The 21773-nt window shown below is 66.8% G+C and carries 22 protein-coding genes; 11 read left to right on the forward strand and 11 right to left on the reverse strand.

Translation table 11 applies throughout. The annotated features are described in order from the left end of the window. Position 1: 1 nt before the first annotated feature. The gene (locus tag AB4851_RS01425; protein WP_414448120.1) at positions 2-1135 is read right to left on the reverse strand and encodes an acyl-CoA dehydrogenase family protein; all 1134 of its coding nucleotides are present in this window, start codon (positions 1133-1135) and stop codon (positions 2-4) included. A 189-nt stretch (positions 1136-1324) separates the two neighbouring features. On the opposite strand from AB4851_RS01425, the gene AB4851_RS01430 reads away from it, so the two are divergent. Then, on the forward strand, positions 1325-2362 hold the full coding sequence (locus AB4851_RS01430; protein ID WP_414448121.1) for an AraC family transcriptional regulator: 1038 nt from the start codon (positions 1325-1327) through the stop codon (positions 2360-2362). Positions 2363-2458: 96 nt separating this feature from the next. Here AB4851_RS01430 and AB4851_RS01435 read toward each other — a convergent pair whose 3' ends face one another. Beyond that, positions 2459-2707: a hypothetical protein gene (locus tag AB4851_RS01435; RefSeq protein WP_414441954.1), complete on the reverse strand. Its 249-nt coding sequence runs from the start codon at positions 2705-2707 to the stop codon at positions 2459-2461. On the opposite strand from AB4851_RS01435, the gene AB4851_RS01440 reads away from it, so the two are divergent. Then, the gene (locus AB4851_RS01440; protein ID WP_414442053.1) at positions 2649-2804 is read left to right on the forward strand and encodes a hypothetical protein; all 156 of its coding nucleotides are present in this window, start codon (positions 2649-2651) and stop codon (positions 2802-2804) included. The two genes, AB4851_RS01435 and AB4851_RS01440, sit on opposite strands and share 59 nt — an antisense overlap. 270 nt (positions 2805-3074) lie before the next feature. Here AB4851_RS01440 and AB4851_RS01445 read toward each other — a convergent pair whose 3' ends face one another. Next, on the reverse strand, positions 3075-3512 hold the full coding sequence (locus AB4851_RS01445; protein ID WP_414448122.1) for a TIGR02594 family protein: 438 nt from the start codon (positions 3510-3512) through the stop codon (positions 3075-3077). Between the two features lie 459 nt (positions 3513-3971). On the opposite strand from AB4851_RS01445, the gene AB4851_RS01450 reads away from it, so the two are divergent. After that, on the forward strand, positions 3972-5273 hold the full coding sequence (locus AB4851_RS01450) for an NCS2 family permease (protein ID WP_414448123.1): 1302 nt from the start codon (positions 3972-3974) through the stop codon (positions 5271-5273). 98 nt (positions 5274-5371) lie between these two features. Then, positions 5372-6019, forward strand: coding sequence for a transglycosylase SLT domain-containing protein (locus AB4851_RS01455; RefSeq protein WP_414448124.1), 648 nt, complete (start codon positions 5372-5374; stop codon positions 6017-6019). 94 nt (positions 6020-6113) lie between these two features. Here AB4851_RS01455 and AB4851_RS01460 read toward each other — a convergent pair whose 3' ends face one another. Further along, a complete protein-coding gene (locus tag AB4851_RS01460; protein WP_414441330.1) occupies positions 6114-6401 on the reverse strand; it encodes a DUF1488 domain-containing protein in 288 nt (95 codons plus the stop codon). Between the two features lie 462 nt (positions 6402-6863). On the opposite strand from AB4851_RS01460, the gene AB4851_RS01465 reads away from it, so the two are divergent. The 6 genes from AB4851_RS01465 to AB4851_RS01490 all read left to right on the forward strand — a co-directional run bounded on the left by AB4851_RS01465 (position 6864) and on the right by AB4851_RS01490 (position 12414). Continuing rightward, positions 6864-8810: a sigma-54-dependent Fis family transcriptional regulator gene (locus AB4851_RS01465; RefSeq protein WP_414448125.1), complete on the forward strand. Its 1947-nt coding sequence runs from the start codon at positions 6864-6866 to the stop codon at positions 8808-8810. 67 nt (positions 8811-8877) lie between these two features. Beyond that, positions 8878-9186: a 2Fe-2S iron-sulfur cluster-binding protein gene (locus AB4851_RS01470; RefSeq protein WP_414448126.1), complete on the forward strand. Its 309-nt coding sequence runs from the start codon at positions 8878-8880 to the stop codon at positions 9184-9186. 89 nt (positions 9187-9275) lie between these two features. After that, on the forward strand, positions 9276-10529 hold the full coding sequence (locus AB4851_RS01475; RefSeq protein WP_414448127.1) for an NAD(P)/FAD-dependent oxidoreductase: 1254 nt from the start codon (positions 9276-9278) through the stop codon (positions 10527-10529). A 317-nt stretch (positions 10530-10846) separates the two neighbouring features. Beyond that, entirely contained in the window at positions 10847-11092 is a 246-nt protein-coding gene (locus AB4851_RS01480) for a hypothetical protein (RefSeq protein ID WP_414448128.1), read from the forward strand. Positions 11093-11405: 313 nt separating this feature from the next. After that, on the forward strand, positions 11406-11696 hold the full coding sequence (locus tag AB4851_RS01485; protein ID WP_414448129.1) for a DUF3331 domain-containing protein: 291 nt from the start codon (positions 11406-11408) through the stop codon (positions 11694-11696). 406 nt (positions 11697-12102) lie between these two features. Further along, a complete protein-coding gene (locus AB4851_RS01490; RefSeq protein ID WP_414441324.1) occupies positions 12103-12414 on the forward strand; it encodes a DUF4148 domain-containing protein in 312 nt (103 codons plus the stop codon). 647 nt (positions 12415-13061) lie between these two features. On the opposite strand, the gene AB4851_RS01495 is transcribed toward AB4851_RS01490, so the two are convergent. The 6 genes from AB4851_RS01495 to AB4851_RS01520 all read right to left on the reverse strand — a co-directional run bounded on the left by AB4851_RS01495 (position 13062) and on the right by AB4851_RS01520 (position 19122). Next, positions 13062-14033 carry an alpha/beta hydrolase gene (locus tag AB4851_RS01495; RefSeq protein WP_414448130.1) on the reverse strand — a complete coding sequence of 324 codons (972 nt, stop codon included), beginning with the start codon at positions 14031-14033 and terminating at the stop codon, positions 13062-13064. Between the two features lie 2 nt (positions 14034-14035). Continuing rightward, a complete protein-coding gene (locus AB4851_RS01500; RefSeq protein WP_414448131.1) occupies positions 14036-14521 on the reverse strand; it encodes a thioesterase family protein in 486 nt (161 codons plus the stop codon). 2 nt (positions 14522-14523) lie between these two features. Next, positions 14524-15489 (reverse strand): L-carnitine dehydrogenase, encoded by a 966-nt coding sequence (locus tag AB4851_RS01505; protein ID WP_414448132.1) that lies wholly within the window; start codon positions 15487-15489, stop codon positions 14524-14526. A gap of 66 nt (positions 15490-15555) precedes the next feature. After that, positions 15556-16485, reverse strand: a complete 930-nt coding sequence (locus tag AB4851_RS01510; RefSeq protein ID WP_414448133.1) for a 3-keto-5-aminohexanoate cleavage protein — start codon at positions 16483-16485, stop codon at positions 15556-15558. Positions 16486-16534: 49 nt separating this feature from the next. Then, the gene (locus tag AB4851_RS01515) at positions 16535-17485 is read right to left on the reverse strand and encodes a choline ABC transporter substrate-binding protein (protein WP_414448134.1); all 951 of its coding nucleotides are present in this window, start codon (positions 17483-17485) and stop codon (positions 16535-16537) included. Positions 17486-17985: 500 nt separating this feature from the next. Beyond that, complete coding sequence (locus tag AB4851_RS01520) at positions 17986-19122, reverse strand: porin (RefSeq protein ID WP_414448135.1); 1137 nt, start codon at positions 19120-19122, stop codon at positions 17986-17988. Between the two features lie 269 nt (positions 19123-19391). Here AB4851_RS01520 and AB4851_RS01525 point away from each other — a divergent pair, with 269 nt between their 5' ends. Continuing rightward, positions 19392-20336, forward strand: a complete 945-nt coding sequence (locus AB4851_RS01525) for a GlxA family transcriptional regulator (RefSeq protein ID WP_414448136.1) — start codon at positions 19392-19394, stop codon at positions 20334-20336. A 123-nt stretch (positions 20337-20459) separates the two neighbouring features. On the opposite strand, the gene AB4851_RS01530 is transcribed toward AB4851_RS01525, so the two are convergent. Continuing rightward, positions 20460-21605, reverse strand: coding sequence for a porin (locus AB4851_RS01530; protein ID WP_414441316.1), 1146 nt, complete (start codon positions 21603-21605; stop codon positions 20460-20462). Between the last annotated feature and the right edge of the window lie 168 nt (positions 21606-21773).

A 21773-nucleotide genomic window follows, 5' to 3' on the forward strand; every position in this document is an offset into this window, starting at 1 on the left:
GCTAGAGCTGCCGCGCGATCACCATGCGTTGCACTTCGCTGGTGCCTTCGTAGATCTGCGTGATGCGCGCGTCGCGATAATGGCGCTCCACGTCGTAGTCGGCCAGGTAGCCGTAACCGCCGTGAATCTGGATCGCGTCCGAGCATACCGCCTCGGCCATCTCGGAGGCGAACAGTTTGGCCTGCGAAGCTTCCGACAGGCACGGCAGGCCCTCGGTGCGCAACCGCGCCGCATGATGCACGAGCAGCCGCGCCGCGTTCAGTTGCGTGACCATGTTCGCGAGCTTCTCGGCGATCGCCTGATGCGCGGCAATCGGCTTGCCGAACTGGATGCGTTCCGACGCATAGCGGCGTGCCTTGTCGAACGCGGCGCGCGCGATGCCCACCGCCTGCGCCGCGATGCCGATGCGGCCGCCTTCGAGGTTCGCGAGCGCGATCTTCAGCCCCTCGCCGCGCGCGCCGAGCAGGTTCGCTTCGGGGATCGCGCAATGCGTCAGCGTGACCGGGCAGGTGTCCGACGCGCGAATGCCGAGCTTCTTCTCGGGCTTGCCGACCTGAAAACCGGGCGTGTCGGTCGGCACGAGGAACGCCGACAGGCCGCGCTTGCCCAGGTCGGGATCGGTCATGGCAAAAACGATCGCCACGCCGGCGCGCGACGCGTTCGAGATGAATTGCTTGTTGCCGTCGAGCACCCATTGGCCGTCCTTCAGCACGGCGCGCGTGCGCAGGTTGTTGGCCTCGGAGCCGGCCTGCGGCTCGGTCAGGCAGAACGAGCCGATCATGCGGCCCGACGCGAGCGGGCGCAGCCAGCGCTCGCGCTGTTCGTCGGTGCCGTAACCGAGGATCGGGCCGCAGCAGACCGAGTTCTGCACGCTCATCAGCGTGGCGCAGGACGCGCAGCCGGCCGCGATTTCCTCGACGGCCAGCGCGTAGGCCGTGTAATCGGTGTAGGCGCCATCCCATTCGGCTGGCACCACCATGCCGAGCAAGCCCAGTTCGCCCATCTGCGCGATCACGCGATCGGGCAGCGCGCCGTCGCGATCCCATTGCGCCGCGTTCGGGGCCAGCACTTCGGTGGAAAAATCGCGCACGCTGTCGCGAATCATGCGTTGATCTTCGGTGTAGAGCGCATCCATGGCGTGCCTTGTCTCGTGATCTGGTGTGTCGCGCGCCGGGCGGGTTGCGGTGCGGCGGCGCGCCGGTAAAGGCAGTGTAGGCAACGAACGGCGCGGTATCGATGCTCGCCGCACTCAATTACAATGATCGTTTTTGCCATACCGTGTTCGTGGCGGCCATATCGTGCCGCCGCAGCACGCCGCGCTCGCATGAAAACCACCGACAAGGGAACCGTTTCCGTCCGCCTCGTGGCCACCAGCCTCGCGCTGGCGTGCCGGCGCGGCGCCGATCCCGAGGCCTTGCTCGCGCAGGCCGGCATCGCGCCGGGCCTGCTCGACGCGCCCGACGCCCACGTGGGCGCGCGCCAGTACGGCGCGCTCTGGAACGCGATCGCGCGCACGCTCGACGATGAATTCTTCGGACAGGATTCGCACCCGATGCGCAGCGGCGCGTTCGTGGCGATGAGCGAGGCCGCGCTCGGCGCGCGCACCGGCATGGGCGGGCTGTCGCGCGCGCTGAACATGATGCGCTGCGTGCTCGACGATCTGCATGCCGAACTGGAGGTGGATGCCACGCGCGTGCGGCTGCGCTTCGTGCATCGGGACGCCGAGGCACGGCCGCCCGCGTTCGTCTACGCGACGTTCTTCATCCTCGTCTACGGGCTGACCTGCTGGCTGATCGGGCGGCGCATTCCGGTGCTGACCGCATGCCTGCGCAGCCCCGCCCCCGAGGTGCCGCGCGATTACCGGCAAATATTCTGCGACGACCTGCGCTTCGATTCGCCCGACGCCTACGTCGATCTCGACCCGGCGTTCGCCACGCTGCCCGTGGTGCAAACGCCGCCTTCGTTGAAAGCCTTCCTGCGCAACGCGCCCGGCAACTTCATCGTCAAGTACCGCAACCCCGATTCGCTGGCGAGCCGCGTGCGCGCCGTGCTGCGCGCCACCGCGCCGGCCGACTGGCCCGACGCGGCCAGCCTCGCCGCGCGCCTGCACGTGGCCGAGGCGACGCTGCGGCGCAAGCTGCGCCACGAGGGCGCGTCGTATCAGGAAATCAAGGATGCGCTGCGTTACGAGATCGCCTGCGCCGCGCTGGCCGACCTCACGCTGACCGTGGCCGACGTGGCGACCGCCGCCGGCTTCGCGGAGCCGAGCGCGTTCTATCGGGCGTTTCGAGGATGGAGCGGACTGAGCCCGGCCGCGTATCGCGAGCGCGAACGAGATGCCGAAGCGGGCGGGACGGAATGAGGAGGGTTCACCGCGAACGCGGCGAGGAATAGCAAGCAGTCTTGAAGAAAACGCGGTTCGCGCCGCTGGACGACGCAAACCGCGCTACACGGGCACTCAGGTGCTGGCCGCCAGACGGGGGCCGCGTGCGACGCCCGACGGAGCAGGCTCCGGAGTTTGCGCCGTGGTGCCGACCCACGGGTCGATGCCCTGCTTCTGCACTTCCTCGAGAAACGATACGCGTGTGCGCCAATAATTGGCCTGCGTCTTCGCATCGATCACGCGCTGTTCGGCCGTGAACAATTCCATGCGTGCCGTCACGAGCATCGAAGCGGCGGATTTCTCGGGAGTGGGGGCGTGCCGCATTGCCCAACGACTGATCAAGTTCATCATGCTGACCTCCGTATCGACCGTTGAATTCGAACGGGAAGCCGGGCTGTGGTCACCCGGCGAATACCGGTAGTGCTTGTGGCCGAGCCTGAATTCCAGGTACGGCACCGTTTAACCCACCGCCCTATCGTAGTGTCCCAGCCCGATTTGCGCGATAGCACCTTGCAATCTTTTACATCCTGAACCCGTTTTTTACGGGGGTTTCGAATCAGGATTTCGCGCGCCACGCGTTGCACGGCAAGGCTTCGCTGCGAATTTAACCGCGCTCGACGGCGGCGTATGTGCGATACGGAGCATTTCGGCGGTGTGCCGCGATGTGCAATATGCACAATCGCGGTGCACCCTACCCGCCCACCGGCCAGCGATACCCCAGCAACGAGGCGCCGTCATAAGCCAGTTCCCGCACCCTCCCCAACTGATTGCCGCCGAACAACACGATCGCCTCGCCCTCATGGCGCAGATAGAAGCCGACATGCCCTTTCCAGCTTGCCGGATCGTCGCGCGTCAGCACCACGATGCAGCCATAGCGCGGCGTATCGAGCGGCCGCCCCCAGTCGAGCCACGAACGCGCGAGCGCCGAGCCGGTGCCGGCCAGGCCCGCGCGTGCGATGCACCAGTTCGCGAACGACGAGCACCACGACACCTTGTCGTCGTAGCCCACGAGATTCGTCATGCCGTTGTATTCGACGATGCGCGGGTGGCTGCTTCCCGGGCCATGACGCGTCACGCCGGCTTCGGCGAGCGCGATCGGCATCCACGGCGGCAGATCGGAATGGTTCATCGCATCGCCCCGCTGCCGGAATTCGCTTCATTTCGATATGGTTGCGTGTGCAACGAATAGGCACGCGTTCGACGCCACGGCGCAAGCAATGAAATTGAAAGATTCGATGCCTCGGCAGACGATCCGCCGCTCGACAGGAAAGGCCGTTGCAATAGTGCGGCGCATCGTTGCGGCAAGCCACGCATTCGCGTCGCGGCATGATGGTTGGGCATGAGCTCTCAGGTATTTTGGCGACGTATCGTATGACGCGCGTATTGCCGCGCAGGCGGGGCGGGCGCGCCGCGGCCATCGTAACGCGCCCCGGCGCTCGCCGGCAACGGCAACGGCAATAGGCGCATGGCCGCACTGCGTTTACAATCGCGGCCGCCAAGCGCGCGGCGGCACTGCCCGCGCCGCCCCGAACACATGATACGTCGAGCACCGACACGACCACCGACCACCGACCGGAGAAGCCACTTCATGGACTCGATCAAACGGTATTTCGGCTTCCAGGAAGCCGGAACCGACCTGCGCACGGAACTGCTCGCGGGCGTCACCACCTTCCTGACGATGGCGTACATCATCTTCGTGAACCCGGCGATCCTGGGCGATGCGGGCATGCCGAAGGAATCGGTGTTCGTCGCGACCTGCATCGTGGCCGCGCTCGCGTCGCTGATCATGGGCCTCTACGCGAACTACCCGGTGGCCTGCGCGCCGGGCATGGGCCTGAACGCCTACTTCGCCTACGCGGTCGTCAAAGGCATGGGCTTCACCTGGGAGGCGGCGCTCGGCGCGGTGTTCATCTCGGGCTGCCTGTTCCTGATCGTCACGTTGCTGCGCGTGCGCGAGGCCATCATCAACGGCATCCCGAAGACGCTGCGCGTGGCGATCACGGCCGGCATCGGCCTGTTCCTCGGCATCATCTCGCTGAAGACGGCTGGCGTGATCACCGGCAGCCCCGCCACGCTCGTCACGCTCGGCAATCTGCACGAACCCACCACGCTGCTCGCGATCGTCGGCTTCTTCGTGATCGTCACGCTCGACGCGCTGCGCGTGCGCGGCGCGATCCTGATCGGCATCGTCGCGGTCACCATCCTGTCGTTCTTCTTCGGCGGCAACCAATTCCACGGCATCTTCTCCGCGCCGCCGTCGATCTCGCCGACGCTGTTCAAGCTCGACATCAAGGCCGCGCTGTCGACCGGCGTGATCAACGTGATCCTGGTGTTCTTCCTGGTCGAGTTGTTCGACGCGACCGGCACGCTGATGGGCGTGGCGAACCGCGCGGGCCTGCTCGTCAACGGCAAGATGCACCGCCTGAACAAGGCGCTGCTGGCCGACAGCACGGCGATCGTGGCGGGCTCCTTGCTCGGCACCTCGTCCACCACGGCCTATATCGAAAGCGCCTCGGGCGTGCAGGCGGGCGGGCGCACCGGCATGACGGCCGTGACCGTCGCCGTGCTGTTCCTGGCCTGCCTGTTCATCGCGCCGCTGGCCGGCGTGGTGCCCGCCTACGCCACCGCGCCGGCGCTGCTCTATGTGTCCTGCCTGATGCTGCGCGACATGGTGGACGTGCCCTGGGACGACGCCACCGAAGCCGTGCCGGCCGCGCTCACCGCGCTGCTGATGCCGTTCACCTACTCGATCGCAAACGGCGTGGCGTTCGGCTTCATCGCCTACGCCGGCCTCAAGCTGCTGACGGGCCGCGCGAAACAGGTCAAGCCGGTGGTCTGGATCATCGCCGTGGTGTTCCTGTTCCGCTACTTCTACCTGGGCGCGGATTGACGCGCACGGCAGCCGGCGGCATCGGCGTTTCGGAGCACTATGCCGGTGCGGGCGCAGATCGATATACTGTGCGCCCCGGTTTCGATTCCCCGAGATCCATGCGGCAGCTCACCTGTTCGATCGTTCTCCTGTTGGGCTGCGCATGCACGGCGTCGGCCGCGCTGGCCGCTGCTTCGGCCGATGGCGCGGTGGCTGCCTCGTTTTCGCAACTGGCCTCGGCCCCGGCCGTGCCCGCCTCGGGCCTGCTGCTCGATGCCGAAGCGCCCACCCCGCATGGCCCCGTCTCCACGTATCTGATCCGCAAGTTCGGCGTCGCCAAGCAGAAGGCGCAGCAAATCTCCGACGCCGTCACGCTCGCCTCCGCCAAGTATTCGCTGCCGCCGGCCGTGCTGCTCGCGATCATCTCGATCGAGTCGCGCTTCCGGGAAAAGGCCAAGGGCGCGAACGGCGCGACCGGGCTCATGCAGGTCGTGCCGTCGGTACATCGCGGGCTGGTGCGCAATCAGGATCTGACCGAACCCACCACCAACATCAAGATCGGCTCGGCGATTCTCTACGGTTACATGCAGGGCGCGAACGGCGATCTCGACGTCGCGATGCGCCGCTACGGCGGCTCCCAGGCCTATGCGCAGAAAATTCGCGTGCGGGCCGCGGAATTCAATCGCGCGCTCGATACCGATGCGCAGCCCGACGCTCCCGCCTCGGAAGCGGAAACGCGACACGGCTTCTCCCGCGCACGGCCGTAACCACCCCGCGCGGCACGAATATTCTCTCGCAATCCTGAATAATGAATGGCGATGAAGGCGAGCGCCGGCTTCCGGCCCCCGCCCGCTCGCGCGATCAGCGCAGGTTCGCCTCGTGGAAGCGTACATAACCGCTGCGCAGCGTCACGCATTGCGCACGCGTATCGGCCAGCAGCCGGCGCGCGGCCGCCTCGATGCGCGGACGATGATTCGCGAAGGCGCCAAGCATGTCCTCGGAACGCGCCGAGGCCGCGCCGAAATGCGACTCCAGCGCCTCGGCGGTAATCTCGCAACATACCCGCTCGCCATCCACCATCGCCGCGAATAACAAAGTCAGTTCAGGCCCCGAGTATTCGGGGGCTTCGTTCGGGAAGAGGATCTGCATGGGGCGCCTTTGTCGTGACGAGAATGCAAAAGGCCGCGCACACCATTGCGGGCCGGGGCGGCCGGGGCGAGCGCGGAACGGTCGGCAGGGTGGCGCGCGGCGGAAGGCGCGCAGGAGATCGAGCCGGTTGCCTTTCACTGTAGACGCTATGCGCGCACACGCAAGGACTGACGGGACAAACCCCGATGCCGCGCTGCCTGCATGTGCCACGCCCGCGGTTTTCAACAGCCGCTGACGAATTCACGCGCCCGTTCGCCATCGTTTTGCACTGCGCAACAAACCAGGCCACCCGTCCGCCCCGAGTGCCGTGCCGCCGGGCGCCATCGGCTTGCCGCGCCGCCGCAGCGGCGAATCGCGGTCGCGCACGCCGGGTGGCGCTTGTATCATGACGCGAGCGGCGTGCTGCACGGCGCCCATCAAACAAGGATCGGAGCGCCGCCGACGCTTCCCTGGAGACACGACATGCCGCAATCCTCCGTGCTGCCTGCCACGGTCAGCCGACTCGACGTCATCGCGCAGGCGCACGCGCGCTCGGCCTCGATCGGCCTGCGCGCCGCCGACCGGCCCGACTACGCGCCGCTGTCGGCGCATGCGCTGCGCGAGCTGATCGACGGCAGCCGCTCGCTCTATACGCTCGCGCGCCCGGTGATGGACGCGCTGCACGCCCAGATCGCCGATACCCAAAGCCTCGTACTCCTGACCGATCATGACGGCATGATCCTGCACAGCATCGGCGACGCCGATTTCGTCGCCAAGGCGAACCGCGTGGCGCTGCGCCCCGGCGCGTCGTGGGCCGAAACCGCGCGCGGCACCAATGCGATCGGCACCGCGCTGGCCTCGCGCCAGGCCGTGACCGTGCACGGCGACGAACATTTCCTGCGCGCCAATCATGTGCTGTCCTGCTCCTGCGCGCCGATCGTCGATCCGTTCGGCCGTTTGCTCGGCGCGCTCGACGTCAGCGGCGACCCGCGCGGCTTCGGCCCGCACACGCTCGCGCTGGTCAGGATGTCTGCACAACTGATCGAAAATCACCTGTTCTCCAGCGCCTGCGACGCCGCGTTGCGCGTGCATTTCCACGCGCATGCCGAATTCGTCGATTCGCTGTTCGGCGGGCTCGCCGCGTTCGGCGCGGACGGCAACCTGCTCGCGGCCAACCGCAGCGCGCTGTTCCAGTTCGGTACATCGCTCGGTGCGTTGCAGGAGCGAAGCTGCGATGAATTGTTCGGTATCTCGTTCGCGCAACTGGCGGACCGGGCCGCACGCGATCCGGGCGCGACTGTCGCGCTGACACTGCAGACCGGCGTGCGCGTGCTGGCGCGCTGCGAGCAGGCACAGACACGCCGCACCGGCGACCGAGTCGCCGCGCGCACGGCCTCCGTTGCGGTGCCGCCAACTCCGGAAACCGCGGTGAAACCGGCCGTGCCTGATGCCAACCCCGATGCCGACGCGATCACCTTCGCCACGCTCGACACCGGCGACGCGCGCATGGCCGCGATCCTGCAACGTGTTGCGAAGATCCGCGGGCGCGATCTGCCCGTGCTGATCCTCGGCGAAACCGGCACCGGCAAGGAATGGCTGGCGCGCGCGCTGCACGGCGCCTCGCCGCGCCGCGACGGCCCGTTCGTCGCCGTCAACTGCGCAGCGCTGCCCGATTCGCTGATCGAGGCCGAGCTGTTCGGCTATGAAGACGGCGCGTTCACCGGCGCGCGCCGGCGCGGCAGCCCCGGTCGCATCGTGCAGGCCGACGGCGGCACGCTGTTCCTCGACGAGATCGGCGACATGCCGCCGGCCCAGCAAGTGCGGCTGATGCGGGTGCTGCAGGAGCGCGCGGTGGTGCCGCTCGGCAGCGGCCGCGCCGTGCCGGTGGACGTACGGATCGTGTGTGCGACGCACCGCGACCTGCGCGCGATGATCGCCGACCAGCGCTTTCGCGACGATCTCTATTACCGCATCAACGGGCTGGCCGTCACGCTGCCGCCGCTCGCGCAGCGCACCGATCTGCCTGAACTGGTGCGGCGCGTGCTGGCCCGCCTCGCCCGCGCCGACGCCGTGCCGTCGCGCGTCTCGAACGCCGTGCTGGCCGCATTCGCGCGCTGCCGCTGGCCCGGCAACCTGCGGCAGATGACGAACGTGCTGCGCACGGCCGGCATGCTCGCCGACGATGCGCCCGAGATCGGCCTCGACCATCTGCCCGAGGATTTCTGGCTCGACTGCCCCGACGGCGCGGCCGAGTGGGCCACCTCGCCGGCCGCGTGCGCCTCCGCCACCACGCTCGACGCGCAGCAGGCCTCGCTGATCGACTGCACGCTCGCGCGCCATCAGGGCAACGTGTCCGCCGCCGCGCGCGAGTTGGGCCTTGCGCGCAATACCGTCTACCGGCATCTGCGACGGCGGCGCGGCGACGCCTGACCCCCACGGCAAGCCACGCCGCGCTTCGGGTATGCTGGCGGGCTCGCCTCCCGTTCGCCCGCCCCCGATGACCGAATCCGAACGCCCGTTCCGCGTCCGCGTCGAACCGCTCGGCGCGAGTTTCGACGCGCCCGACTCGCTATCGCTGCTCGAAGCCGCCGGCTTCGAGGGGCTGTCGCTGCCGCGCTCGTGCCGCAACGGCGTATGCCGAGCCTGCCTGTGCCGGATGGTCAGCGGCAGCGTGACGTACCGCGTCGAATGGCCCGGCGTGACGCGCGAGGAACGCGCGCAAGGCTGGATTCTGCCGTGCGTGGCGGTGGCCGCTTCGGATCTGGTGATCGAATACTCAGCCGATACGGACTTCTCCCCGCATTAGCCCATGATTCGGGTTCCTGACGATTACGAGCCGGCTCGGCTCGCTTCCGCTCACGCCACGTTCAACACCTTCATCGCCCAAGTCACCTCATGGATTTCGACGTCATCGTGCTCGGCGCCGGCATCGTCGGCGTATCGGTCGCTCAACATCTGCAGGATCGCGGCCGGCGCGTCGCGCTGATCGACCGGCAGGCGCCGGGGCTCGGCACGAGCTTCGGCAATGCCGGGTTGATCGAACGCTCGTCGGTCATGCCGTATGCGTTCCCGCGCAACCCGCTGGCGCTGATGCGTTACGCGACGAACCGCGCCACCGCGCTGTACTGGCATCCGCGCTCGCTGCCCGCTTACGCGCCGTGGCTGCTGCGTTTCTGGCACGAATCGGCGCCGGCCCGGCACGCCGCGGCCGCACGCGACATGCGTCCGCTGATCGAGCGCAGCGTCGACGAACACGACGCGTTGGCCGCGCGCAGCCCCGAAGCCGCCGCGCTGATTCGCGGCAGCGGCTGGCTCGAAGCGTTCCGCTCGCCGCACGCGCTCGATCATGGCATCGCGGAAGCCGCGGGCCTGGCGCGCACGCACGGCCTGCGCCACGTGGTGCTCGACGCCACCGCGCTGCGCGCGCAGGAGCCGTCGCTGCGCGCGGGCTTCGCGGGCGCGATTCACTGGCTCGATCCGAAAGCCGTGTCGAATCCCGGCGCGCTGGTCGCGGCCTATGCCGGCTTGTTCGAACGCGAAGGCGGCCGGTTCCTGCTCGGCGATGCCGCCACGCTCGCGCGCATCGACGGCGGCTGGCGCATCACGACGGCCGACGGCGACACCACTGCGCGCGAGGCCGTGATCGCGCTCGGCCCCTGGTCGGACAGCGTATTCGCGCGTTTCGGCTACCGCATCCCGCTGCGCGACAAGCGCGGCTATCACATGCACTACGCACCGCCATCGGACACGCCGCGCTTGTCCGCACCGGTTGTCGACATCGAACACGGCTACGTGATCGCGCCGATGCAGCGCGGCCTGCGGCTCACGACCGGCATCGAACTGGCCCGGCGCTCGCTGCCGCCCACCGGCATCCAGCTCGCCCGCGCCGAACGCCTGGCGCGCCCGGCGTTCGGCCTCGGCGAGCGGCTCGACGACGCGCCGTGGCTCGGCTTGCGCCCGTGCACGCCGGACATGCGGCCGGTGATCGGCGCGGCCCCGCATCATCCGGGCATGTGGTTCGCGTTCGGTCACAACCATCACGGCCTGACGCTCGGGCCGATCACCGGGCGGCTGCTTGCACAGGCCATCTGCGGAGAACGCCCGGATGTCGATCTCACGCCGTTCGACGCGGCCCGCTTCGCACGCTGAGCACGGAATTCGTGCACGCCATTCGAAAATCCATTCGGCCGTGTCGATTATCGGATCGAATGGCGCATTACCCGATCCTCAGAATTTCCTCAGGAATAGCCGTAAATCTGCAACGCAGTGTTTAAGGATTTATCTTATTCGGCATGCTTCGATCGGCGAAACCGCATTCCTCCGACATTTCTGACGAAATCGCCATGTTGGCGTCACGCTGCTATCGGCATGCGCCGTGCATCATGGCGTCTGTCCGGAGATGCACGGCACCCGGCGCGGCGAATTTGCCCGCGCGTTGCCGACGATCCATGAGGAGCCCGAACAAGATGCGCAAGCCAGGAATTGTCGCCGCAGCGTGCGTGCTGCTGGCCTTCGCATCGTCCGCCCAAGCAGCGGACGGCGCCTCGCAAGCCCCGTCGCAGCCCGTTTCCGCCGCCGCCCAGCCAGGCAGCGAGCAAAGCGGCGCCGAGCCATCCGGATACGGTGCACAGCCGCGCATGACGGCCGAAGCAGGAAAACGGGCGCAAGACCCGTTCACGATCAACGGCCGATCAATGTACGACGTGCACTGAACCGTCTCCAAGGGCGAGCCACCTCAGCACGGGATTCACCCCAGGCGTCTATGCGAGTAAGAAGCCTGCCGTGCCGCTCGTTCTTTTTTCCACCCCGGATCCCCTCCGGGGTTTTTTCTTTGTGCGCCCACAAACCTGCCGATCGATTGTTTCTAAATTGGCAAAATGTAATTCGATCCAGACAGGATGTTTTTTCTTGCCGAGGGCGCTTACATTTAGCTCCAGATTCTCATTGGAAACCGCTACGGAATCGACAAAACGCAGTTGCAAATACTGCCTAGGCCGATACCGCACGAGCTTTAGGAAACGGCAAATGAAGTCTTCCAAATCGATACCCCTGCGCGATCCCGCCGACGTTCACGTCGAGATTCTCGAACAATCGGACACGTTGCTCGTCGTTCGTTGGGTCGAACCCGGCCGCTGCCACTACGGCGAACAGCGCTGGCGCCGCCGCTTCGCGCAACGCACGGGCACGTGCGCACTGTCCCGCGAAGTGATCCAGCGCGGCGACGAAGTGTTTCGTCCTGCCGAGCGTCCGGCGCCTGCGAATGCGGGCGCCATGATCTCCGCCTCCCAGGTGCTCGGCCTGCACAGCGGCAAGTAAGGCCGAAACATCGCGCCGCGATACATTCGCGGCGTTTTCTTTTTGTGCTCGCCAGTCGGCGGCGCACCATGCTTAGGTGTGCCTGCTGGTTATGTGCGCGGGCGCACCGAGCACATCAAATCCCCCTCCTGGCTTCTTCCTACGCGCGCACGTGCGACCCGCACGCCGGCGCGCGATGCTTCGCATGGCCGTGCAGCCGCGATTCGCACCGCGCCGCCACGACGCTTCCATCGTTGCGACCCACGCATTCATCAGACCATTTCCGCCCTGCGATTTTATCGATTTAAGCAACGATCTATGATCAAAACCAGTATTTACCCTAGGTGATCCGAGGTCTACGATTCACATCAACCGCTGACGACAAAACGCCGCAAGCGGACATACCAGATAAAATTTCGGAGGTTGTATGAATAAGCTCATCGCCGCAGTTGTTGCCGCTACCGCCCTGACCGCTTCGGTTGCCGCATTCGCCCAAACCGCCCAGAACGGCCCTGTGACCCGCGCCGAAGTGCGTGCGCAACTGGTCCAACTCGAGAAGGCCGGTTATCATCCGGGCGTCGCAAGCCCGTACTACCCGGAAGACATCCAGGCCGCGGAAGCCCGCGTGGCCGGCCCGGACACGAGCGGTTACGGTTCGCAGGCAGCCCCGGTGGTCCATTCGGGCAGCCCGGCAGCCACGGTTACGCCGGCTCACGATTCGATCTACTACGGTCACTAAGCAGCAAGCTCCGGGGTTGCCCGTACGGCAGCCTCGCTTCGGTAACGAGTCCGGCAACGGACTCGTCGCCGTTTTCAGGCCCCAAACCTCCGCCGTCCCGTCAGGGAAGGCTTAGCCCGGGCGCCTGGCGCCCGGGCCTTTTTTCGCTCCTGGCGCAAGCCTGATCTGCCCACCGGACGATCGAAGCGGCCTGAATCTTTGTTGTTTACGTTGCAACAATCCGTTTCCTGGAACGTGACGGTGACGCGCCGCAATATCGGCTTCAAACCTGGCCTGCGCGCCCCGCTCCATGAAACACCAGCAGTCATGAACGGCCACTCTCTTTCCGAGATCGGCCGTTTTTCTTTGGTGGACGAGAAATGCCGCAGCGGCGTTCGCGAGCCGGGGTGCACTAACAGAGCGCATCCTCGGATTTGCGAATTGAAAGACATCCTTAGGTTTCCTATACTCCAAGCCGCATCCGACTCGTGCCAATGGACAGGATGCGACTCAACCTCGGTCCGATGCTGGTCCGAGGTATTTTTTTATGCGCTTTCGTGCGCGCTTGCGCCGACCACGCTGATGCCGGCCAAAAACGATTCGATGGCCACCGCCAACGCCTCGGTACTCATCGGCCGGGACAAGAACCGCACCGGCAAGCCGCCACCCTATTTCACTCGTTCGGAATCCGCATCGATCCGCTCGCGCAGAAATGCGCACACGGCCCGGTGCATGCGCGCCGCGCCGGGGCTGACATCGAGCGCGCGCCAGCAACCGTGCACCATGCCCTCGGCCAGCACGAAGCGCGCCTCGCCGCCAGCCGCACGGATCGTCTCGACATACACACGCGCATCGTCGCGCAGCGGATCGTGCTCCGCGCCGATCGCCAGCACCGGCGGCAGCCCGTCGAAACGACCGGCCAGCAACGGCACGGTGCCCGGCGGCGGCGAAACCGGCGCTGCCGCGGCCCCATCCGCCGATCCCCAGTACCACTGACGATAACTGCGCACATCGGCGAGCGTCAGCATCGGCGCATCCGCCTCGCTTTCTCGCGCGGGCAATTGCGGCTCCAGCCCGAGCATCGGATAGACAAGCGCGACACCCGCGATCCGCGCGCCGAACCATGCCGCCACGCTGGCCGCCAACGTGCCGCCGGCGCTGTCGCCTGCCAGTGCGATCGGCTGCCCGGCGGGAAGATCGAACGGCAGGCGGCCGTCGAGCGCCGCCTGGGTGACGGCGCGCACGTCGTCGTGCGCGGCCGGCGCGCCATGCTCGGGCGCCAGCCGATAATCGACGGCGATCACGTCGGCAGCCGCGTCGGCCGCCAGCCGCGCCGCAATCGATTGATGGCTGGCCAGCGAACCGAGCACGAAGCCGCCGCCGTGAAAAAACAGCACCACGCCGCGCGCAGCCTGCGCGAATCGGTAACGCCGCAAACCGATGCGGTGCCCGGCCGGCGCGACGAACATGGCATCCTCCGTCGTCACGCCGCTCGGCAATCGCGCCGGCGTCCAGCGCGCGGCGAAACGCTCGTAGCCGTCGCGCAGCGCCGCGACCGACACCGCGCGCGGGTCGCCGCCGTCACCGCCCTCGGCCGCGACCCGCGCGACGAACGCGGCGATTTCCGCTTCGAGCGCCATCGTCAGCGCGGCGCCGGCAGGCCGATCACGCGCCCGGCCCAGGCCGGCGCCGCCATCTCGCGCTGCGCGTCGTGCCTTTCAGCAAGCCGCGCGTGAACGTCGGCATCGAACGGCGCGGATTTCGGCCCGCGCGTGTCGATGTGCATCAGCATCTGCTCGCTGGCCGACACCGCGCCGTCCACGCCGTCCGCAAACATCTCCATATACAGATGGATGCGCTTCGCATCGACCGCCAGCACGCGTGCATCGACGCGCACCGCCGTGCCGAGCTTGATCTCCTGCAGGTAGTTCACATGCGCTTCCAGCGTGTAGATCGAGCGCGAGCGCGCCTGCCGTGTTGCCGCGTCGAGGCCGATCCGATCGATCAGCGCATCGGTGGCGAAGCTGAAGATCAGCAGGTAGAACGCATCGCGCAGGTGCCCGTTGTAATCGACCCATTCCTCGCGCACCACGTCGCGGTGAATCGTCAGCGCGGTTTCGGTGGGCATCGTCAATCCTCGTAGCGCATGCCGTGACGCGCCTTCACGCGGGCGATCGTTTCGATCACCTCGGTGATGCAGTCGTCGCGATAGCGTTCGAGCGCCTGGATGCTGCGCTCGCCCTGCTGCTCGGTGGTGCCTTCCACCACGCGGTCAATCAGCTCGTCGGTCAGCGTCGGCGCGACGAGCTTGGTCCACGGCAGTTCGAGCGCCGGCCCGAACTGCTTCATGAAGTGGCGCATGCCCGCGTCGCCGCCGGCCAGCGTGTAGGTCAGGAACGTGCCCATGAACGACCAGCGGATGCCCGCACCGAAGCGGATCGCATCGTCGATCTCGCCGGTGGTGGCCACGCCTTCGTTGACCAGATGCAGCGCCTCGCGCCACAGCGCTTCGAGCAGGCGGTCGGCAATGAAGCCCGGCACTTCCTTGCGCACCCTGAGCGGACGCATGCCGAGCGACGCGTAGATGGCGATCGCCGCGTCCACCGCTTCGCTCGAAGTCCGCTCGCCGCCGAGCACTTCGACCAGCGGCAACAGATAGACGGGGTTGAACGGATGGCCGACCACGCAGCGTTCCGGGTTGGTTGCGCGCGCATAGAAATCGGTCGGCAGCAGACCCGAAGTGGACGACGCGATGATCGCGCCGGGCTTGGCCGCGCGGCTGATCTGCTCGTGCAGTTCGAGCTTCAGCGCCTCGCGCTCGGGCGCGCTTTCCTGGATGAAATCGGCGTCGGCCACGGCCGCCTCGATGGTCGGCACGAAGCGCAGCCGCTCGACCGACGCGCCCGGTTTCAGGCCGACACGCTCCAGCGCGGGCCACGCGTTGGCGAGCTTGGCGCGCAGTTGCGCCTCGGCGCCGGGCGCCGGGTCCCACACGACCACGTCGAGCCCGTTCGCGAGCGCACGCGCCACCCAGCCGCCGCCGATCACGCCGGTGCCGATCGCGGCGAAGGTCTTGATGTCGGTGATCACAGTCATGAAACGTCCTTGGTTTTCCTGAATATCCGGCGAGGCGGCGAGCATGCCGCCCCACGCCATGTCATCTCACGCGAATTCGGCGATCGCGCGCCGTTCGAGCGGGCGTTGGCCGCGCGGCGGCAGGCCGAGCTTGACGCGCCCTTCGGCCGGCGTCAGCACGCGCGCGCCGAGCCGCTCGATGATTTCGCGCGCGCGCTGCACGAGCGAGCCGTTCGAGGCCGGCACGCCGCGATCGAGCCAGATGTTGTCTTCGAGGCCCACGCGCACATGGCCGCCCAGCAGCATCGCCTGCGCCACCATCGGCATCTGCATCCGGCCGATGCCGAAGCCGGCCCAGTGTGCGCCCGGCGGCATGTTGTCGACCATCGATTTCAGCGTGCCGGTGTCGGCCGGCGCGCCCCACGGAATGCCCATGCAAAGCTGGAACAGCGGCGGCTCGTCGAGCAGGCCTTCCTTGAGCAACTGCTTGGCGAACCACAGGTGGCCGGTGTCGAAGATCTCCAGCTCGGGCTTCACGCCAAGCTGCTGGATTCGCTTCGCGCCGGCACGCAACTGGGCCGGCGTGGACACATAGATGTAATCGCCATCGCCGAAATTGAGCGTGCCGCAATCGAGCGTGCAGATCTCGGGCAGCAATTCCTCCACATGCACGAGGCGCGTCAGGCCGCCGACCAGGTCGGTGCCCTGGCCGAACTGCATCGGCGCTTCGCCCGCGCCGATCTCCAGGTCGCCGCCCATGCCGGCCGTCAGGTTGATGATCACGTCGACGTCGGCCGACCGAATCCGGTCCACCACCTCGCGGTAGAGGTTCGGATCGCGGCTGCCGCGCCCGGTTTGCGAATCGCGCACATGGCAGTGCGCGACGGTGGCGCCGGCCTTGGCGGCCTCGATCGCGGCCTCGGCGATCTGCTTGGGCGTGACCGGAATCGCCGGATGCTTGCCGACCGTATCGCCCGCGCCCGTCACGGCGCAGGTCACTATCACTTCGTGGTTCATTGCGTTTGCCTCGTTGCTTGCAGTGTAGGAGTGGCGCGCGGCGCGCCGGTCACAGGCCGAGCGCCGCCTTCACGGTCGCGAGACCGTCCTTGCCGTCGTAGCTCTTCACGCCCGCGAGCCAGCCGTCCAGCACCTGCGGGTGCTTGCGGATGTAATCCTTGGCCGAGTCGGCCGGGCGCGTCTTGTTCACCACGGCCAACATCAGTTGGTTCTCCATATCGGTGGTGAAGCGCAGGTTCGACACGAGCTTGCCCGCGTTCGGGCAGCGCTCGGCATAACCGTTCGAGGTTAGCGTGTAGACGCGCGCCTCGCCGTAGTTCGGGCCGAACGACGCATCGCCGCCCGACAGGTAGTTCATCTGCAACTGGATGTTCATCGGGTGCGGTTCCCAGCCGAGGAACACCACCCATTTCTTGGCGCGCACCGCGCGCTCCACCGTCACCAGCATGCCGGCCTCGCTCGATTCGACCAGCTTGAAGCCGCCGAGCCCGTACTGGTTGGTGTCGATCATCTTCTGGATGGTCGCGTTGGCGCTGCTGCCCGGCTCGATGCCGTAGATCTTCCCGTCGAGTTCCTCGCGGTGCTTGGCGATATCGTCGAAGGTTTTCAGGCCGGCCTGGAATTCGTAGGCCGGCACCGCGAGCGTGGCCTTCGCGCCCGACAGGTTCGGCGTGTCGAGCACCGTGATCGACTTCGCATCGAGGAACGGCTGAAGCTGCTTCTGCTGCACCGGCCACCAGTAGCCGAGCGACACGTCGATCTGTTTGGCCTTCAGGCCTGCGAACGAAATCGGCACCGACGAGATCGTGGTAGTGGGCTTGTAGCCGAGCGACTCGAACAACATGGAGGCGAGCGCCGTGGTGGACGTGATGTCGGTCCAGCCGATATCGGAGAACCGCACCGTGCGGCACGCGTCGGAATCCTGGGCAAACGACGGCAACGGCAACGCAGATGCCGCGGCCAATGCCGCAACCAGCGCGAGGGTCTTGCACGACTTCATGTTGGCTCCCTGTTCGGCGGTGTCTCGCAGGCGATTGATAGAGGAACGACGAGGCCTGCACCGTGGATGAAAAAATAACGGGCCATATTCGGCGCAAGGCGACCGGCCGCGACGTTTTGTTGACTGTCAGCGACCTTCAGTGGAAACCATGATGGCGAGAGCGCGCGCCCGCATGACGGGGCTCGGGAAGACGATCGCGCGGCGGCGAGCTTGACCCGATGCGGCGTGGCGCGAAATGACCGGGCAGCCGGCGCCGGACGTTCGCAAGCGCGAACGTAAAAAAGCCCGCCCGAAACGAATCGGGCGGGCAAATGGACTCATCCGAATCGACGAGCGAAGGCGCGCGCGGCAACCACGGCCAGCGTACTGCCGGCTTTCGGCCGTGGTTGCCGAACCGCCCCGCGCCGGCATCCGGCACACCGTGAGTCCGCTCGGAGGCGGGCCGGGCTGCCCGGCCGCGAAACGCGTGTCGAACGTCAGGACTGCATCAGAAGCGCGGCTTAGAAGCGCGTCAGCATGCCCACAGCGCCCATCACCTGATTGCCCGTGGTGGAGGCGCCCCCGGCGTTGTACAGCATCGCGACGTTCTTGTTGCCGGTGGCGTGCTGATACATCGCCTCGGCATACAGTTCGGTGCGCTTGGACAGCGCATAGCGCGCGATCGCATTGACCTGATTCCACTTCGGATCGGCGCCATAGGCGGTCGCGCCGCTCAGGTGCGCATCGGTGTACGTGTAGGACAGGCCCGCGCGCAGGGCCGGCGTGAACTGAACCATCCCATTCACTTCGTAGTTGTCGAAGCGCGCGCCGCCGTTGTTCAGGCCGAACGCGCCAGTGCCCTGGTACTGGGCGTGCGAATAGACGAAGCCGAGCGTGGCGGGGCCGAACGCGTAGTTGATGCCGGCGGCCACGCTGCGCTGCACGTCCGAGGTCAGGCTGCCCTTCACTTCGGCCTGATCGACCGCGCCGGCCGTGTTGGCGAACGCGGTACCGTTGCGCGTGCCCGAGCCGTTGGTCTGCAGGTAGCCGGCCGCGGCGGTCAGCGGGCCGTTGCTGTAGCTCGCGCCGACACTGTAGGCGCGGCTGGTGGCGAAGTTCGTGCTGTTGCTGAACGCGTACATGCCGCCGAACTTGAACCCGCCATAGTTGACGCTGGTGAACTTCGCCGCGTTGTTGAAGCGCACGCTGTGCTGCAGGTTGTCGTTGTCGTACGGGTGCGCGAAGCCCGAATCGCCGAACGTGCCGGCCGTGCCCGACAGCGGCGAAACGAAATCGACCACGTCGTCGTACTGGCGGCCGAGCGTCAGCGTGCCGAACGCATTGCCGCTCAGGCCCACGTAGGCCTGGCGGCCGAACATGCGGCCATTCTGGCCAAGCTGGCCGTTGTTGACGCTGAAGCCGTTCTCGAGCACGAACACCGCCTTGAGCCCGCCGCCGAGATCTTCCGAGCCGCGCACGCCGAAGCGGCTGCCGCTGATGTTGCCGCTCGCGAGCGCGACGCGGCCGCTGCCGCCAACGTTGTTGGTGTAGGCGATGCCGGCATCGACGAGGCCGTACAACGTGACCGAGCTTTGAGCGTGGGCCGAGGCTGCTGCGAACGTCGTCACGCATGCGGCCGCGATGGAGATTTTTTTCACCTGAGACTCCGGTTCTGTAGAAACGCTGGGTTGAGACGCCGGCGAGTATAGAAACGGAGGCGCCCGAGAATGTGCGCGCGCAGCCGCAAGCTTCCTTCCGGAAAATGGAAGAATCCGATCATCAAACTGAAATATTTGCCCGCCGCGCGGGGCGGGCCGGCGCCACCCGCCCTATTCGAGGACTGCGAACGATCGATACGGCGCCTTTTCGATTCGCGCACACTCGCCTCTATAATCGAGCGCGCCCCACACGACCCCACCGCCCGCCCATGCCGGAAACCTTTCATTTTCTGTTGCTCCCCGGCTTCTCCGCGCTCGGTTGCATGTCGGCGATCGAGCCGCTGCGCGTCGCGAACCGCTTCCGCCCGGATCTCTATCGCTGGCAATTGCTGAGCATGGACGGTGCGCCGGTGGTCGCCAGCAACGGCGTGGCGCTGAACGCCGACGCGCCGTTCGGCGAGATCGGCCACACCAGCACCGTGTTCGTGATCGCGGGCTTCGAGCCGCTGGCGCGCTACACGCGCACGCTCGGCGATTGGCTGCGCCGCCAGCATCACGGCGGCGCGACGATCGGCGCGATCGATACCGGCAGCTTCGTGCTGGCCGAGGCGGGCCTGTTCGACCCCACCCACACGCTGACGCTGCACTGGGAAGCGCTGGCCGCATTCCGCGAGCGCTACCCGCGCCTGACCGCCACGCAGGAATTGTTCGAGACGGGCGACCGGCGCATCACCTGCGCGGGCGGCATCGCGTCGATCGACATGATGCTCGACCTGATCGGCCGCCGGCACGGCGCGGATCTGGCCGCCAGCATTTCGGAGCAGTTCGTGGTGGGCCGCATCCGCCAGCACTCGGATCGGCAACGGCTGGAAATCGCCGCGCGCTATGGCGTGCACAACCGCAAGCTGATCCAGGTGATCGGCGCGATGGAACGGCACACCGAAACGCCGCTGTCCTCGGATGCATTGGCGCAGGACGTCGGCATCACGCGGCGTCAGCTCGAACGCCTGTTCAGCGCGATTCTCGACGACACGCCGGCGCGCTTCTACATGCAGTTGCGGCTCGACCGCGCGCGCGAGCTGCTGCAGCAGACCGACATGACCATCACGGCGATCTGCGTGGCCTGCGGCTTCGAATCGCCGTCGCATTTCTCGCGCAGCTACCGCACGCGCTTCGGCGCCAGCCCGCGCGACGACCGGCAGGTGCAGCGTTAGCAGCCAGCGATCAGCAGGATTCCGAACCGATGAAAACCAACGGGCCGGCACGACGCGATTGGCGTCATGCCGGCCCGTTTCATATTGCGTATTGCGTCGCGCATCATGCAGCGCGCCGCGCGATCAGAACGAGTGGCGCATCCCGATCCGCACGTCGGCCTGCGTCTGCGTGGTGGACGGCGTGAAGCTGTAGCCGATCACCGCGTTGACGCCGTTGGAGGCGCGCAGGTAGTCGCCCGACAGATACACGTCGGTGCGCTTGGACAGCAGGTAGTGCACGCCGGCCGAACCCTGGTTCCAGTGATGGCCCTCGAAGCGCGTGTGCTGATAGCCGCCGATCACGCTGAGGGCCGGCGTCAGTTGATAGGTTGCGCCGCCTTCGTACACCTGCATGTGCGAGCTTTGGCCGAAGCCCTTGATGGTGGTGTACGTGAAGTTGCCGATCAGCGACACCTTGCCGATCGTGTAGCTCGCGCCGACGCCGAGCGTGCCCTGCTTGTCGATGTTCATCGGCGTGCTGGAGAACAGGTCGGTCACCGCGCCCGTGGCCGGATCGACGCTGACGGTCGGCCGGCCGAGGAACGTCTTGGTGCCGATCATCGCGTACGGATCGAACGCGTAGATGCCGTTCGGGTTGTTCAACTGCGTGTAGGCCACGCCGGTCGAGAAGTTGCCGTTCGCGTAGCTGCCGCCCAGGCTGAACGCGCTGTTCTGGTGGAAGTTGCCCGACACGTTGCCGAACGAATACATGCCGCCCACCTTGAAGCCGCCGAACGTGTTCGACAGGAACTTGATCGCGTTCGGCAGGCGGTCGCCGTTGAAGCGGTCGAAGTCGCCCTGGTGGATCGCGTAGCCGCTGGCCCACGCCGACACGTTGGTCAGATAGACCATCTCCTCGGTCATGTCGAGCTGGTCGCCCAACGACAGCGTGCCCCAATCGTTCTGGAGTCCGACATAAGCCTGACGGCCGAACAGCGCGCCGCCGAAACCGAGCTGGCCATTGCTCAGGTGGAAACCGCTTTCGAGCACGAACACCGCCTTCAGGCCGCCGCCGAGATCCTCGACGCCCTTGAAGCCGATCCGGTTGCCGTAGGACACGCCGTCGTCGAACTTGAAGACGTGCGCGCCGCCCGAATTGCTCACGTAGGTGACACCGGCATCGAGAATGCCGTACAGCGTGACGCTGCTCTGCGCATGACTCGCGGACGACACGCCTGCCAGTGCCAGCGCGGCGGCGCCGGCTGCGGCAATTTTCTTTCTTTTAATCATTGTGGCAACCCCAAACCTGCATTCCTGTTGGAAGAATGACTCGCGCACGCACGAGCCCTACGTCTTGCATGAAACCGGGTATCGCTTGCGCGGCCATCGTGGTTGTTGTGAAGGTGCGGCCGCGTGAAGGAAAAAATACAAACCCAATTTATGGGCGACACGTCCATG

It is taken from the genome of Burkholderia sp. 22PA0099 (assembly GCF_047497165.1).
Taxonomy (GTDB): domain Bacteria; phylum Pseudomonadota; class Gammaproteobacteria; order Burkholderiales; family Burkholderiaceae; genus Burkholderia.